General features: G+C 31.4%; 13 protein-coding genes. All 13 read left to right on the top strand.

Features of this window, described 5'->3' with window-relative positions; genetic code table 11:
* Window positions 1-173 precede the first annotated feature (173 nt).
* The 13 genes from MKY90_RS18540 to MKY90_RS18480 all read left to right on the top strand — a co-directional run bounded on the left by MKY90_RS18540 (window position 174) and on the right by MKY90_RS18480 (window position 16,137).
* Window positions 174-2,003 carry a polysaccharide biosynthesis protein gene (locus tag MKY90_RS18540; protein ID WP_098167668.1) on the top strand — a complete coding sequence of 610 codons (1,830 nt, stop codon included), beginning with the start codon at window positions 174-176 and terminating at the stop codon, window positions 2,001-2,003.
* A 29-nt stretch (window positions 2,004-2,032) separates the two neighbouring features.
* Window positions 2,033-3,190: a glycosyltransferase family 4 protein gene (locus MKY90_RS18535; protein ID WP_098167669.1), complete on the top strand. Its 1,158-nt coding sequence runs from the start codon at window positions 2,033-2,035 to the stop codon at window positions 3,188-3,190.
* The gene (locus MKY90_RS18530; RefSeq protein ID WP_078185569.1) at window positions 3,175-4,284 is read left to right on the top strand and encodes a glycosyltransferase family 1 protein; all 1,110 of its coding nucleotides are present in this window, start codon (window positions 3,175-3,177) and stop codon (window positions 4,282-4,284) included. The genes MKY90_RS18535 and MKY90_RS18530 overlap by 16 nt, the downstream gene beginning before the upstream one ends.
* A 5-nt stretch (window positions 4,285-4,289) precedes the next feature.
* On the top strand, window positions 4,290-5,183 hold the full coding sequence (locus MKY90_RS18525) for a glycosyltransferase family 2 protein (protein ID WP_078185568.1): 894 nt from the start codon (window positions 4,290-4,292) through the stop codon (window positions 5,181-5,183).
* A 35-nt stretch (window positions 5,184-5,218) separates the two neighbouring features.
* On the top strand, window positions 5,219-6,283 hold the full coding sequence (locus tag MKY90_RS18520; protein WP_012261453.1) for an EpsG family protein: 1,065 nt from the start codon (window positions 5,219-5,221) through the stop codon (window positions 6,281-6,283).
* A gap of 42 nt (window positions 6,284-6,325) precedes the next feature.
* Entirely contained in the window at window positions 6,326-7,474 is a 1,149-nt protein-coding gene (locus tag MKY90_RS18515; protein WP_078185567.1) for a glycosyltransferase family 1 protein, read from the top strand.
* An 80-nt stretch (window positions 7,475-7,554) separates the two neighbouring features.
* Window positions 7,555-8,757 carry a glycosyltransferase gene (locus MKY90_RS18510; protein ID WP_012261451.1) on the top strand — a complete coding sequence of 401 codons (1,203 nt, stop codon included), beginning with the start codon at window positions 7,555-7,557 and terminating at the stop codon, window positions 8,755-8,757.
* 67 nt (window positions 8,758-8,824) lie between these two features.
* On the top strand, window positions 8,825-10,012 hold the full coding sequence (locus MKY90_RS18505) for a glycosyltransferase (protein ID WP_012261450.1): 1,188 nt from the start codon (window positions 8,825-8,827) through the stop codon (window positions 10,010-10,012).
* A gap of 111 nt (window positions 10,013-10,123) precedes the next feature.
* Window positions 10,124-11,323 (top strand): glycosyltransferase, encoded by a 1,200-nt coding sequence (locus tag MKY90_RS18500; RefSeq protein ID WP_078185565.1) that lies wholly within the window; start codon window positions 10,124-10,126, stop codon window positions 11,321-11,323.
* Window positions 11,324-11,474: 151 nt separating this feature from the next.
* On the top strand, window positions 11,475-12,653 hold the full coding sequence (locus MKY90_RS18495) for a glycosyltransferase (RefSeq protein ID WP_098167672.1): 1,179 nt from the start codon (window positions 11,475-11,477) through the stop codon (window positions 12,651-12,653).
* Window positions 12,654-12,675: 22 nt separating this feature from the next.
* Window positions 12,676-13,650: a glycosyltransferase family 2 protein gene (locus tag MKY90_RS18490; RefSeq protein WP_061689942.1), complete on the top strand. Its 975-nt coding sequence runs from the start codon at window positions 12,676-12,678 to the stop codon at window positions 13,648-13,650.
* Window positions 13,647-14,546, top strand: coding sequence for an SP_1767 family glycosyltransferase (locus MKY90_RS18485; protein ID WP_078185563.1), 900 nt, complete (start codon window positions 13,647-13,649; stop codon window positions 14,544-14,546). Before MKY90_RS18490 ends, MKY90_RS18485 begins: the two co-directional genes overlap by 4 nt.
* 52 nt (window positions 14,547-14,598) lie before the next feature.
* Window positions 14,599-16,137 carry a lipopolysaccharide biosynthesis protein gene (locus MKY90_RS18480; protein WP_098167673.1) on the top strand — a complete coding sequence of 513 codons (1,539 nt, stop codon included), beginning with the start codon at window positions 14,599-14,601 and terminating at the stop codon, window positions 16,135-16,137.
* The last annotated feature ends 5 nt before the right edge of the window (window positions 16,138-16,142 follow it).

Below are 16,142 nucleotides of genomic sequence, written 5' to 3'. Positions count from 1 at the left end.
GTGGGTTGTGAAAACAACCTTAGATGCGAGTCATCAAGAGTGTAATGTGAGGGAGGGTTAGATGCCCCTATTTTATTAAAGTTTCTAACTATGTGTTTTTAATAAAGAGAATATAGTTAGAAACTTTAAATTTGAAAGAGTTAAGTATGGAATTGATTAAAGGAGGAAGTTACATGACGTATCGACGGAGGATATCGTTATTGCTTTTAATGGATTCAATGATTGTGTTAAGTGCTATTTTCTTTAGTTATTTCTTTGTAAATGCTAGCTTTAGTGTTATCACTTTATCATCAATTATTAGCTCTATCACTCTATTAGTCAGTCATCATTTATTTGCTTTAATATATAAGTTGTATAATAAAGCTTGGGAATATGCAAGTATAGGAGAATTACTCATTATATGCAAAGTTGTTACATTTTCTATAATTGCTACAGCAGTTGTGCAGCAACTAATCATGCCAAAAATGTATTTTCGGCTGTTAGTTGTAACTTGGATGATTCATATTTTATTAATTGGTGGTTCACGTTTTATATGGAGAATGTATAGAGATATTTATTATGTAAAAAAGGGTGATAAAAAAAGAACGTTAATTGTTGGTGCGGGATCTGCTGGGACAATGGTTGCAAGGCAGTTGTTGAAGAATAGTGCCGCTGAATTAATGCCAGTCGCATTTATCGATGACAATGCAAAAAAACATAATCTTGATATTTGGGATATTCCAGTAATTGGTGGTATGAATCAAATTGAGTACACCGTTAAAAAACTGAATATTGAAATAATTATTTTGGCAATCCCCTCATTAAACAAAAGAGAGCAAAATGTTATTTTGAAAAGATGTTTAAAAACAGAAGTGAAAACTCAAATTCTTCCGATGTTAGAAGACTTAGTAACGGGTAAAGTATCGGTGAACGAATTCAGGGATGTTCAAGTAGAGGATTTATTAGGGCGTGATCCTGTAGAACTTGATGTGGATGTTATTTCAGATTATATAACTGACAAGGTTATTTTAGTTACTGGTGCAGGAGGTTCAATTGGTTCGGAAATTTGTAGACAAATTGCAAAATTCAGGCCGAAAAAGTTGATTTTACTAGGGCATGGGGAGAATAGTATTTATTCTATAGAAATGGAATTAAACAGAAAATATGGAGATATGAAAGGCACGTTTATTCCTGAAATCGCAGATATACAAGATGAAAAAAAGATGAATTTAATAATGAATAAACATCTTCCAAATGTTGTATATCATGCAGCTGCACATAAACATGTACCACTAATGGAGAATAATCCTGAAGAGGCTGTTAAAAATAATTTGATTGGAACTATGAATGTATCAGAGGCAGCGAGAGCACATGGAGTAGGAACGTTTGTTATGATTTCCTCTGATAAAGCTGTGAACCCGACGAGTGTTATGGGAGCAACAAAGAAATTAGCTGAGATGGTAATTCAACATAAAGATAAAATAAGTCATACAAAGTTTGTTACTGTGCGATTTGGAAATGTCTTAGGAAGTAGAGGGAGTGTTATTCCTTTATTTAAGAAGCAAATTCAAAACGGTGGACCAGTTACAGTTACTCATCCAGATATGATTAGGTATTTTATGACAATTCCAGAGGCGTCTAGACTTGTAGTGCAAGCTGGTGCGTTAGCTGAAGGTGGAGAGATTTTTGTGTTGGACATGGGAGAACCAGTAAAAATAGTCGATCTCGCTAAAAATCTCATTCGATTATCAGGAAATTCAGTGGATGAAATAGGAATAGAATTTACTGGTATACGCCCAGGAGAAAAACTTTTTGAAGAATTACTAAAAGAAGATGAAATGAATGAGAAGCAAGTTCACCCAAGAATTTATGTAGGACAAGAAATGAATGTTCGAATAGAAGAAATAGAAGAGTTTATTTCAAATTATACAGATTTAAACGAAGTAGAATTAAGAAAGCGATTGTTAAAGTTAGTAAATCAGCGTAAAACTTTAAAACTGTTAATACCTGTATCAGGTCAATAGAAAAAATTTATATAAGACGGGTGCGTGGGATGGTGTCTAAAAAAGTTCTGTTTTGTGCAACTGTAGATTATCATTTTAAGGCTTTTCATTTGCCGTATTTGAAATGGTTTTCAGAACAAGGATGGGAAGTACATGTTGCAGCGAATGGGAATATACATCTTCCGTACGTAACTCGAAAATATAATATTCCTATTCAAAGGTCACCTCTTAGTATACAAAACATCCACGCATATAAAAAACTAAAATCAATTATTGATCAAAATAAATATCATATCATTCATTGTCATACGCCTATGGGAGGAGTAATTGCTCGTTTAGCTGCTCAGAAAGCCAGGCAGCAAGGAACGAAAGTCGTATATACAGCACATGGATTTCACTTTTGTAAAGGATCACCGTATATGAATTGGTTGCTTTATTATCCAATTGAAAGAATTCTAGCTTCTCATACGGATTGTCTAATAACAATTAACCAAGAAGATTATGATTTAGCAGTTAAACATCGCTTTCCAGTGAGAGATATTAAGCTAGTTCACGGTGTAGGAATAGATGTACAACGGTTTACTCCTGTAACTGAAATTGAGAAACGAGAATTAAAGCTACAATGTGGCTATAAATCACAAGATTTTTTAATGTTTTATGCTGCTGAATTTAATAAGAATAAAAATCAAAACTTTTTAATCCATGTATTAGCACAATTGAAAAATGAAATGCCACATGCGAAGCTTTTGCTTGCTGGTGAAGGACCGTTAATGGAAGAGTGTAAAAAAATAGCTACTCAACTAGGAGTGACTAAAATGGTTCATTTTCTCGGTTACAGAAATGATATAGCTTCCTTACTACAGATGTCTGATCTTGCAGTTGCATCTAGTTACAGGGAAGGTTTGCCAGTTAATATTATGGAAGCCATGGCTTGTGGACTTCCGGTTGTAGCTACTGATAACCGGGGACATAGGGAATTGATTATTAATAATAAAAATGGTTGGATTGTAGATCGTGATGATATAAAAGCAATGGCTGACAGGATAAAGGGTATTTCTATAAATCCTAAAGTATTAGCTCAGATGGGGCAGTATGGATGTACTAGTATTAAAAATCAATATTCAGTAAATGAAGTGTTAAAGGAGAAACAAGAAATCTATACAACATTTATGGGTGAAATGGAGGATTTAAATTGGGCACTCCATTAAGAGTATTACATGTAGTCGTAAATATGAATAGAGGCGGAGCGGAAACTTTAATTATGAATTTATATCGCAATATAGATCGTTCCAAAGTTCAATTTGATTTTTTAACATGTAAAGAAGGAGTGTTTGATGAAGAAATAGTAAAGTTAGGCGGGGAAATTCATAGAATTCCATATGTTACGGATGTTGGTCATAGAGGATATATAAAAGCACTGGATAATTTTTTCACCTCTCATCAAGAATATAGAATTGTACATTCACACATGGATAAAATGAGTGGATTTGTACTTCGTTCTGCTAAGAAGGCGGGAATACCGGTTAGGATTTCACATAGCCATAGTACAAGTAGTGAAGGTGGAACTATAGCGAAGATATATAAATGGTATGCAGGAGCATTTATTGTGCCATGTGCAACACATTTTTTAGCATGTTCAATTACAGCGGCAAAATGGTTGTTTGCTGATAGGGTAAGTACAACTGAAATTTTAAAGAATGGAATTGAATGTGATAAGTTTGCATTTTCTTCAGAAATTAGAGAACAAGTAAGAAAAGAACTGAAACTTCATAAGGATGCTTTTGTAATTGGACATGTAGGAAGATTTGCGTATCCTAAAAATCATACTTTTCTAATAGATATTTTTGTTCGATTAATAGAAACTCGACCGAAATCTATTCTTTTGTTAGTGGGAGATGGTCCTCTTCGATCAGAGATTGAGAAGAAAGTAGAAAAACTGAATATAAAAGGTCGAGTCAAATTCTTGGGGATACGAGATGATATCAATCGCTTGTTGCAGGCATTTGATATGTTTATTTTTCCGTCTATTTATGAAGGGTTACCCGTTACCCTTATTGAAGCGCAAGGGGCGGGTTTACCATGTATTATATCAGACACTATTACGCAAGATGTAGATCTGGGTTTGAATTTAGTTGAACAGTGCTCTTTGTTAGATGTAAGAGAGTGGACAGGGAAATTACAAAGTATAGCGGATAGGAAGATATCGAGGGGCATTGCACAATTTACGTTAGCTGAAAAAGGATACGATATAAAAAATATTACTGGATTCACTCAAAAATTTTATGTAGCAGTATCGAGGTGATAAATTTGAAAAAACTAACGGTTTTTACCCCTACATATAATAGAGCGTATTGTCTTCAGGGGTGTTATGAAAGCTTGAAGCAGCAAACGTGTAAAGATTTTATATGGCTTATTATAGATGATGGATCTGATGATAATACAAAAGAGTTAGTGCATTCTTGGGTTTCTGAAGATTACATAGACATACGGTATTATTGGCAACCAAATCAAGGGATGCATGGTGCTCATAATAAGGCTTATGAAATGATTGATACAGAACTCAATGTATGTATTGATTCAGATGATTCAATGCCCAGTGATGCCGTAGAGAAAATCATTAATTTTTGGAATGAAAATGGAAATGAACAGGTAAGTGGGATAATTGCTCTTGATTTATATAAAGATGAGAAGCTAATTGGTTCAAAGTTACCATTACATCTTAACCGTTCTACACTTTTTAATCTCTACAATAAACATGGTGTAACTGGAGATAAGAAATTAGTATATCGTACAGAACTAACAAAGAAGTATCCATATCCGATTTTTAAAAATGAGAAGTATGTAGGTTTGGCATATAAATATTATATGTTGGATCAGAAATATGAGATGTTACTGATGAATGAAGCTCTTTGCTATGTTGAATATATGCCTGATGGTTCTTCGATGAATATGTTAAATCAGTATCGTCAGAATCCAAAAGGTTTTGCTTTTTATCGTAAGGAACTGATGAAGCTACCATTTACAAATAGGTTATTTAAATATAGGCAAGCTGTACATTATGTATCAAGTAGCTTTATAGCAAAAAACATAAGATTTATAAAAGAGTCACCATGCAAAGTGCTTACACTTTGTGCACTGCCATTTGGAGTTATCCTTTATAGTTATATAACAGTAAAAACAAGAGTGAAAGCAAATATATAGAAATTTATTTGGTAGTTAAATGAGAGGGAATAATAATGACTATACTTTGGATGAATCTTTTTATAGTGCTCATACTCGCATTTTTTGCAAGGTATTTTGCTATGCCGGTAACTACAGGAATTGTGATGTTAAAACCAAATCGATTATTGATTTTAATGGCGACTACCTCTCTTGTATTAGTATCTGGTTTTAGAAATAATATTGGTGATACGTATTTTTATATGCATGCTTTTAAAGTTACTGATTTCAATTGGGGGTATATTCGAAATAGTAAGGATGTTGGGTTTAGTATTTTACAAATGATATTAAAAGTATATACGGATAATCCCCAAGTTCTAATTTTTATAACAGCGTTAATAACAAATATATTAATAGTAGCAGTTTTATATAAATATTCAAGAATGATTGAGTTAAGTTTATATGTATATATAGCATCGGGTATGTACTTAGTTTCAATGAATGGAGTGAGGCAGTATTTAACAGCAGCAATTATTTTTACCGCCACAAAATATATTTTAGATGGGAATTGGAAAAAATATTTTTTAATAGTTCTGTTTGCATCTACTTTTCATCAAAGTGCTCTTGTATTAATTCCTATTTATTTTGTAGTCCGAAGGAAAGCTTGGTCGACAATAACATTTATACTACTCCTTCTTGCGGTGCTTATTGTGATAGGATTTAATCAATTTGCAGAAGCTTTCTTTGCGACTATAGGAGATACTCAATATGGACATTATAAGGATTTTCAAGAAGGGGGAGCTAATATTCTTCGAGTTGCTGTGGAAGCAACCCCGCTCATCCTTGCTTTTATTGGGAGGCATAAACTAAGAGAGCTTTTTCCGAAGAGTGATTATATCGTAAATATGGCATTATTAGGTCTAGTTTTTATGATTATTTCAACTCAAAATTGGATTTTTGCTAGATTCTCCATATATTTTGGATTATACCAATTGATATTGATATCGTGGGTTATAAAGGTATTTATTGAAAAGGACCAAAAGTTAATTTACTATGCAGTAATATTATGTTACTTTATTTATTTTGTATATGAACATGTTATTACTTTAGGGATAGTTTATAAGAGTAATTTTTGGGGATAAAATGTATATTTGAAAATCATTCTTAGATGGGAGTAATTTTCAATGTGTAAACTAGAACGACCTAAAAGGGTGTTGCATATCGTTAGTGCGATGGACCGAGGTGGTGCAGAGGCGTTGCTAATGAATGTATATAGGAATGTAGATAGAGAAAAGGTACAATTTGATTTTGTTTCCCATAAAAGTGAAGAATGTGATTATGATAAGGAAATAATTGCATTGGGTGGGAAAATATATCGAATATCTAGCTTAGGACAGGCAGGCCCTCTTTCGTACATTAAAGAGCTTGTTAAGGTAATGTCTAGTAATCAATATGTGGCAGCACATGCACATACTGATTACCAAGGGGGATTTGTTGCTGTTGCTGCCAAAATAGCTGGTATAAAAATAAGAGTTTGTCATTCACATAGTAATAATTGGCCGATAGGATCAGGGATGAAAGGGAAAGTTTTGTTGTTTTTTTTACGAACACTTATTGCTTATGCTGGAACAAATTATTGTGCGTGCAGTGTTGAAGCTGCACGCTTTTTATTTAATGAAAATATTGGTAATACAAAGGTAAAGATAGTGAAAAATGCAATAGATACTAATCAATTTATTAATGTAGATATACAGGATAGTAATAAAGTAAGAGAAGAATTCAACATACCAGTTGGAGCGAAGGTGATAGGTCATATTGGTCGTTTTTCTGAATCTAAAAATCATATTTTTATGTTAAAGGTATTCAAAGATGTATTAAAGTCTGATTCGAAATTTATGCTTGTTTTAGTAGGAGATGGTCCGTTACAGGATTCTATTGAGTTAGAAGCAAAAAGTTTAGGTATCTATGAAAAAATTAGATTTTTGGGGGTAAGAAAAGATATTCCAAGAATTATAAGGATGTTTGATGTTTTTCTTTTTCCATCTTTATTCGAGGGATTCGGTATTGTGGCATTAGAAGCACAATGTGCGGGGGTACCATGCGTAGTAGCAAATACAATAACTAAAAATGTTGATATGGGTTTAGGAATAATATCGTTTATTAGTTTAGATGAAAAACTGGAAATATGGTCTGCAGAAATTCATGGAGCTTTATTAAAAGAAAAATTGAATACACAAATAGTAGTTAATAAGATTTCGGAATTAGGTTTTGATATTAAGAATAATATTCCAGATTGGTTAGCGTTATATGGAGTAGAGTATAGGGAGTCATAATTAATTGTAAGTATTTATATATGATGAAGGTAAGGCTATTATTATAAAAATTTACAATAAATTGGGTGAGGGATTAGAAAATGAAAAAGAAAAAAATTCTCATTACATCATTTGATATGGCAATTGGTGGAGTAGAAAGAAGTTTAATCGGTTTATTGAATACAATCGATTATAGCAAATATGATGTAGATTTGATGTTATTTAAACACGAAGGAGAGTTTCTTTTTTTGTTGCCTAAAATGCCTAATTTGTTAAAGGAAGTAAAACAATATACTACTTTTAGAAAATCTATCAAGCAAATATTGCAAGAAGGACAAATTACAATTGGATTGACAAGAACCTTGGGGAGAATTTTAGGTGATGCACATGGGAGATATGTAAAAAGTGAAGAAGCTGGATACCTTGTTATTCAATATGGTTGGAGAATAACGTTACCCTTTATACCGAAATTGGAAGAGGAGTATGATGTAGCAATTAGTTTTTTATGGCCACATTATTTTATTGGAGATAAAGTTCGAGCGAAAAGAAAAATTGGTTGGATCCATACGGATTATTCAAATATAAAACTTAATACAGACATGGAGTATAAAATGTGGAGCAAGATGGATAATATCGTAGCTGTTTCAGAAGGATGTAGAGATTCATTTCTTAGTAGTTTACCAAATGTGAATAAAAAGGTTGAAATTATAGAAAATATACTATCTCCTGAGTTTGTGCGTGAGCAAGCTTATCAAGAAGATATTACCGAAGAAATACAGGTGAAATCAGAAAAAGTAAAGCTTGTTACGGTAGGACGGTTATCGTATGCAAAAGGAATAGATCTTGCTATGTATGCATTAAGAGATTTAGTAGATCAGGGATATGATATTGAATGGTATGTAGTTGGTTATGGAGCACAAGAAGCTGAACTTAGGAAGTTATTAGCTGAACTTAACCTGGAAAAAAGATTTTTTTTACTGGGTAAAAAAACAAATCCTTATCCATATATAAAAGCATGTGATATATATGTGCAACCGTCTAGGTATGAGGGGAAAGCTGTAACAGTTCGTGAAGCGCAAATTATTGGAAAGCCAGTACTTATTACTAATTTTTCAACTGCTAATAGTCAGGTGCGGGATGGGGTCGATGGAATAGTAACTGAGATGGGGATAAATGGGATAGCTAATGGAATAAAGAAACTTATTGGTGATAAAGAGCTGAGGGAAAAACTGGCGGAAAATACGCTTAAAGGTGAATACGGAAATCGTAATGAAATTGATAAATTATATGCATTATTTTCATAAAGCTAGAATCAATAAATGATGTTTAATATTTTGAGCGTAATAAAAACACTTTAGGGTAGTGATAGTTATGAAAAAAAAAGTTTTATTCGTCATAGATTCGTTACAAAGTGGAGGGGCAGAAAAAAGTTTAGTTTCTTTACTTTCTTTATTGGATTATGAAAAATATGAAGTGGATTTGTTAATGTTTTCTGCTAGTGGATTGTATTTGCCATTACTTCCAAAGCAGGTAAACGTATTAGATGTACCGATAGTTATTAAAAGGCAGGCGGAGAAATTTAAAAATTTAATTAAACATAAATACTTTAAAGAGTTATTTCTTAGAATTGGAGCTTCGATATCTCTTAGAAATCCATACATAAATAATAATTTACATGCAGCTCAAATAGTTTGGAGATGGGTGTCTAAAGGGATGGATAATTTAAAGGGAAAATATGATGTTGCCATAGCTTATAGTCAAGGAATGCCGACATATTTTGTGGCAAATAAGGTTTACGCAAGTAAAAAAATTGCCTGGGTGAATACAGATTATAGGTTAGCTGCATATAATAAAGATTTTGATTTGAACTATTATGAGGAATTTAATGAAATAGTAGCCGTGTCCGATGTTTGTAAGGAAGTATTGATTCAAGAAATTCCTAAAATAGAGTCAAGGATCCAGGTTGTATATGATATTATATCGCCGACTCTAATTAAATCGATGGCAAATGAGGGGCAGGGGTTTAGTGATCAGTTTGAGGGATTACGAATATTAACTATTGGTAGGTTAGTGTATGAAAAAGGGTATGAACTGGCCGTAGAAGCTTGTTATAAATTAAAGCAAAAAGGGTATAAATTTAAGTGGTATGTAATAGGAGAAGGGAATCTTCAAAATAAACTCGAGGAGATGATAAGTAAATATAATTTACACGATACTTTTATACTATTGGGTACTCACAAGAATCCATACCCTTTTATAAAACAAAGTGATATATATGTACAACCGTCAAGGTATGAAGGATATGGATTAGCGATAGCAGAGGCTAGAATATTTCAAAAACCTATAGTAGTAACTGATTTTATAACCGTTCATAACCAAATTAAAAATAGAGAAAATGGCTTAATAGTGAAGATGAATTCGGAAGAAGTGTACGAAGGGATAGAAGAAATTATAGAGGACAATTTACTGAAGAAATATTTGTGTGAGAACTTAAAGAATGAGCAGGTTGGAACGGAAGGGGAACTTAAGAAGGTGTATGCCTTATTAGAAAAATATTAACCTGAGTAAATCTAAGAATCCAAAGCTTATTAATAAGAGCGGGAAAGTGAATCTTTAATCAATGAAGATTGTATTCTATTAAATAGTAGGATAAGGTGATTCGGAGGAAATATGAAGAAGAAAATTATATTTATGGTTATAAATATGAATATAGGCGGTACGGAGAAGGCTTTGTTGAATATGGTTGCAGAAATTCCAAAAGATAAGTATGATATAACAATTTTGATGTTAGAAGAAAAAGGGGGTTTTTTGGAGTTTATCCCAGATGGGGTACATGTAGAATATTTAACAAATTACGGGGAAATAAAAGAGGTGTTAAATAAACCACCACGAGTCGTTATAAGCAGTTTTATTAGACAAGGAAAAGTTATAAAAGCTGTTCAAACAACTTTTTGGTATTTAGTATCAAAAATTATGAAAGAAAGGAGTGTTATTTTTAGATATTGTTTGCGTGATTACACTGTTATAAACAACAACTATGATATTGCAGTTGCTTATGCCGGACCTATGGATTTTATAAGTTATGTTGTTGCAAATAAAATAGAAGCTAGACGAAAGGTTCAATGGATACATTTCGATATTGAAAAGATATATTTTAACAAATACTTTGTAAGTAAAGTATATAAAAAGTTCCAGCATATTTTTGTAGTTTCTGATTTAGGAAGGGAAAAACTTACTCAAACGATGCCAGAATTAATTAATAAGACAGGAACTTTTTTAAACATTATTTCACCTGACATGATAGTAAAGATGGCAAATGAAGGAATCGGATTTTTGGATGATTTTGATGGAGTAAGGGTTCTTACTGTTGGTAGATTGAGTGTAGAAAAAGGACAGGATTTAACAATATCGGTATTAGCTAAGCTTAAAGAAGCTGGCTATAAGGTTAGGTGGTATTGTATAGGAGATGGAAAGGAAAAAGTAATGTATGAAAAACTCGTAGAAAATTACGGTATTCAAAGTGACTATATATTTTTAGGGGCAATGTCAAATCCATATCCTTTTATGAAGCAATGTGATATATATGTACAACCATCTCGTTATGAGGGATACTGCATAACACTCGCAGAAGCTAGATGCTTTAGCAATCCAATTATTAGTACAAATTTTACAGGAGCGAGTGAACAAATAAACCATAACCACAATGGATTAATAGTTCAATTTGACGAGCAGCAAATGTATGATGCAATTGTACAAATATTAGGTGATAAACTGTTGGAAGGATGGCTGAGAAAAAACATAGAAAAAGAAATGGTAGATACGAGGGATGAGTTGGAAAAGTTATATAGAATAGCAGATTCTAATGTATAACCTGTTTCATACGGGATTGTTATTATTCTTTTTATAATATTTCAAGAATATGGAACGTTAGTCGTTATGAATTGTATTGCGTGCGAAAACATCTTGGTGAGGATGTTTTTAATTTTGCTATAAAACATTTTGATGGTAGAAGGAGATAGTTATGAAGAGAGTGCTATTTATGATAAGTAGTATGAATATAGGTGGGGTAGAAAAATCACTACTTTCTTTGTTATCTGTTTTACCAAAAGACAAATATGACGTTACGGTATTGATGTTGGAGAAGAAAGGGGGATTTTTAAAACAATTACCAAGCTGGGTAAAGATAGAAGAAGCAGCTTGGTTTGAAAGTATAAAACCTAAAATTATGCAACCACCAAAGAAAACGATTAAAGAGTACTTTAAAAATAAAAGATATATTAAGGCTTTAAATTTTTTACTATCTTATATGGTATCTAAAAAATTAAAGGATAGATATGTTTTCTATAAAGAGATTTTTAAAGACATTCCACATAATAAGAATAAATATAATATTGCAATAGCATATCAAGGACCTACAGACATAATTGATTATTATGTAGTAAATAAAGTAGCTTCAGAAAAGAAGATTTCTTGGGTACATTTTGATGTTTTTCAACATCAAATTAATACCAAATTATATGAAAAATTATACGATGAGCTAGATAATATATTTGTAGTTTCTAAAGAAGCGCAAAAACATTTAATAGAGAAGTTTCCTATAGTTAAAAATAAGACAAGTGTCTTTTTTAATATTGTACTTCCGGATTTAATAAACGAAATGGCAAAAGAAAAAATAGAATTTGATAATGGATATAAAGGTATGAAGATAGTAACAGTAGGTAGACTTTCAAAAGAAAAAGGTCAAGACCTTGCAATTAAAGTTTTATCAATGTTACGTAAAGACGGATACGATGTAAGGTGGTACTGTATCGGGGAAGGGGAAAATAGAGCGTATTATGAGACGTTAATAGGTAAGTATAATTTGAAACAGGATTTTCTATTATTAGGATCAGCAAAAAATCCGTATCCATATGTAAATCAATCAGATATATATGTTCAAACTTCTAGACATGAAGGATATTGTCTCACCTTAGCTGAGGCAAAATGTTTAAAAAAACCTATTGTAACAACTAATTTTACTGGAGCATATGAACAAATAAAAAATGGGCATAATGGTTTTATCGTCGAATGGAATGAGGAAGATTTGTATAACAAAATTAAGTATCTTTTAGATCAAAAGATAATATGTGAAAAAATAACGACGAATTTGTTGACAGAAGAATTAAATAATATAGAAAATATTGATAGAGTTTTTGGATGAATTTAAATGAAGGGAGTCAATTATGAATCCTAAAATTAGTATTATAGTACCGGTATACAAGGTTGAACGATACATTCATAAATGTATTGATTCTATATTGGTGCAAACGTTTGAAGATTTTGAATTAATACTTGTTGATGACGGTTCTCCTGATACTTGCGGAGAAATATGTGATAGATATGCAGATAAAGATATGCGGATTAAAGTAATTCATAAAGAGAACGGTGGATTATCTTCTGCGAGAAATGCCGGATTAGAAAATGCAAAGGGAGATTATATAGGGTTTGTGGATAGTGATGATTGGATAGAACCAGATATGTATGAATTATTATATGGTATGTGTGTTGAACAAGGATGTGATATAGCTATTTGTAGTAGTCAAATCCATTACAGTAATAGAATTGTAACTTCAAGTAACCATCCATTTATTATTCACGATAGAAATACTGCAATGAAGACGATGTTAGAAGGGAAATTGTATGATGAAGTCGTTTGGACTAAACTATTTAAAAGAAATTTATTGGAGGATATTAAATTTCCAGTAGGTATGTCATATGAAGATACAGCATTTACGTATAAAGTTATTCATAAGTGTAAAAAAGTATGTTTCATAGGAGAACCTAAATATCATTATATAAAGCGTGATAATAGCATGATGGATCGGGCTGTAAAAGAGCTTAAAATTGACTCAGTCTTAATTTATGATGAAATGTGTAAATTTATGGAGCGATATTATAAGGAGTTATATAGCTTAGTTATATTAAAACTAGGAAATTGTTCGATGGTAGTTTTAAATTTAATATCAATGAGCGGAAGGTTTAATGAACATAAGGTTAAATATTATAAGGTTATTGGTATATTGAATAATTATTTTTATAAAACGATGAGTTTAAAAGAGTATGGGAAAAGTGTAAAGTTCTTATTGTTTGCGACTAAGCTGCATCCATTATTGTATAAATTTTTAATAAACAATTTTGCAAAAAGGGGGCAGGTATGAAGAAGTCATTGTTAAAGTTATATTATTTATATATTGGAACGAAGAATAAGGTAACCATTCAATATAACAGGATGATTACAGTGAAAAGGCAGCCTCCAACAGTGAAAACTCTTGATGAAACGCTTGACTATATTATAGGTAATAATTGTTCAGTAAGTAGATTTGGTGATGGTGAATTCGCTCTTATAAATGGAGAAAGTTTAATCTTTCAGCCGTATTCAAATGAATTAAAGGATAGACTGGATGAAATTATTAAGAGTAATAAGGTGGGGCATTTAGTTTGTATTCCGAATGTTTTTAAAGATTTAAATTGGTGCACTGAAAAATCAAGAGTATATTGGAAAAGATATTTAGAGTTAAATCGTAGCAGAATTTATAAGAGTATAAGTATGAATAAAGAATATTATGATGCATTAGTTACAAGGTTATATATAGACCATCAAGATAAGAGTATGGCTGGAATTCGCTTTGATAAAATAAAAGATGTTTGGGATGATAGAGAAGTAATTGTTATTGAAGGGGTGCAAAGTAGATTAGGGGTAGGAAACGATCTTTTTAAAAATGTTAAAACAATTGATAGGATAATATGCCCATCGAAAAATGCTTTTGCGAAGTATAGAGAAATTTTAGAGATAGCAAAGAACCAAAAAAAATCTAAATTAATATTAATTGCACTAGGTCCAACAGCTACGGTATTAGCGTATGATTTATCTTCTTATGGATATCAAACTTTAGATATTGGTCATATCGATGTAGAGTATGAATGGTTTTTGAAGAAAGCAACAGAAAAACAGCCTGTAAAAAATAAGTATATTGGTGAAGTAGATAATGGAACTAATGTGAATGCAATTAGTGACTTAAAGTATGAGAGTGAAATTATTGCCAGGGTAATATAATTTTATTATTTCAAACTTTTTGAATAGATATAGTTAATGAAGGGAATTAATCATGCGAACGATGCATTCAATCAAGAACATATCAATAAGTATATTTTCTCAAATAGTTATTGTTATTCTAGGATTTATATCGAGGAAAGTTTTTTTAGATAGTTTAGGAATAGAGTATTTAGGAATAGATGGTTTATTAATTAATGTTTTATCCATGTTAGCGTTAATTGAGGCTGGTATAGGAGCAAGTATAGTATACAATTTGTACAAACCCTTGGCAGAAAATAATCAGCATAAAGTTATAGCCCTTGTTCAATTATATAAAAAAATCTATCAGATTTTGGCAATAATTATTCTAGTGATAAGTGCGATGATATATCCGTTTTTAAGCTATTTAATGAAAGATGGGGGGGCTATATCAAATGTCGCGATAATCTATTCAATATTTGTAGCAAAAAATGTAGTCACATATTTAAATGCTCATAAGAGGTCTTTAATAAATGCGGATCAAAGGGGATATATATTAGCTAGGGTGGATCTCGTATTCCAAGTGCTAACTACTATATTCAAAATATTCATACTTCTTTATACGCAAAATTATGTATTGTATTTAATTATAGAATTGAGCATATATACAGTTCAAAATGTGGTAAACGGTAGGATTGTGAATAAGAACTATCCTTATATAAACACAAAAAAGAAGTATTCTATAGATAAAGATACGAAAGAAAATTTAATTATAAATGTAAAGGCGATGTTTTTGCATAATATTGGAGGATATATTGTATTTGGCACGGATAATATATTGATTTCTTCTTTTATAGGTCTTGCTATGGTCGGGATATATTCTAACTACACAATGATAATAAATCAATTATCAGCACTAGTAAGTCCTATATTAAATGGTATTGAAGCGAGTGTGGGGAATTTAATTGCTACTGAGAATAATGATAAAAATTATTCTATATTTAAAGTGACTTATCTAGTGAATTTTTGGATATTCTCTTTTTGTACCATATTTTTATATAACCTTTTAGAGCCGTTTATAGGGTGGTGGCTTGATAAGAAGTATTTATTAAATAACATAGTTTTTGTAGTGATATTAATAAACTTTTATTTGACAGGTATGCGGACGGCGATAGCCATTTTTAAAAATAAAGCGGGATTATTTGTACAAGATAAGTATATTCCGTTAGTTGAAGCGCTAATCAATTTAAGTTTATCCATTGTATTAGTTAAAATTTTTGGATTGGTAGGTATATTCATAGGCACGGCGATAAGTACAATTGCTACTGTACTGTGGATTCAGCCTTATATTGTATATAAAAATCTTTTTAAGAAATCGGTTTTGAATTATTTTACAACATATGTATTATATATATTTTTAACCATAGTTACAGGTTTCATTACTACGAGTATATGTAATTATTTTATAGAAGGAAGTACTTTTATTTCGTTAGTCGGAAAAGGTGTAATTTGCTTATTAGTACCAAATGTAATATACGTTTTAGTTTTTTATAAAAGTACAGAATTTAAATATATAAGGAACATCTTTAGTACGATGTTTTTACAAATTAAAAAGAAACAAAACGTTATTTAGGTATA

Source organism: Bacillus sp. FSL P2-0099 (assembly GCF_038007445.1).
Taxonomy (GTDB): domain Bacteria; phylum Bacillota; class Bacilli; order Bacillales; family Bacillaceae_G; genus Bacillus_A; species Bacillus_A mycoides.
The sequence above is the reverse complement of the archived record's forward strand: the minus strand, read 5'-3'. Positions and strand labels throughout refer to the sequence as shown.

What these genes read in the sequence shown, in the direction of transcription:
- MKY90_RS18540 (WP_098167668.1), top strand. Translation starts at nt 174, where the DNA reads ATGACGTATCGACGGAGGATATCGTTATTGCTTTTAATGGATTCAATG.
- MKY90_RS18535 (WP_098167669.1), top strand. Translation starts at nt 2,033, where the DNA reads ATGGTGTCTAAAAAAGTTCTGTTTTGTGCAACTGTAGATTATCATTTT.
- MKY90_RS18520 (WP_012261453.1), top strand. Translation starts at nt 5,219, where the DNA reads ATGACTATACTTTGGATGAATCTTTTTATAGTGCTCATACTCGCATTT.
- MKY90_RS18515 (WP_078185567.1), top strand. Translation starts at nt 6,326, where the DNA reads ATGTGTAAACTAGAACGACCTAAAAGGGTGTTGCATATCGTTAGTGCG.
- MKY90_RS18510 (WP_012261451.1), top strand. Translation starts at nt 7,555, where the DNA reads ATGAAAAAGAAAAAAATTCTCATTACATCATTTGATATGGCAATTGGT.
- MKY90_RS18505 (WP_012261450.1), top strand. Translation starts at nt 8,825, where the DNA reads ATGAAAAAAAAAGTTTTATTCGTCATAGATTCGTTACAAAGTGGAGGG.
- MKY90_RS18500 (WP_078185565.1), top strand. Translation starts at nt 10,124, where the DNA reads ATGAAGAAGAAAATTATATTTATGGTTATAAATATGAATATAGGCGGT.
- MKY90_RS18495 (WP_098167672.1), top strand. Translation starts at nt 11,475, where the DNA reads ATGAAGAGAGTGCTATTTATGATAAGTAGTATGAATATAGGTGGGGTA.
- MKY90_RS18490 (WP_061689942.1), top strand. Translation starts at nt 12,676, where the DNA reads ATGAATCCTAAAATTAGTATTATAGTACCGGTATACAAGGTTGAACGA.
- MKY90_RS18485 (WP_078185563.1), top strand. Translation starts at nt 13,647, where the DNA reads ATGAAGAAGTCATTGTTAAAGTTATATTATTTATATATTGGAACGAAG.
- MKY90_RS18480 (WP_098167673.1), top strand. Translation starts at nt 14,599, where the DNA reads ATGCGAACGATGCATTCAATCAAGAACATATCAATAAGTATATTTTCT.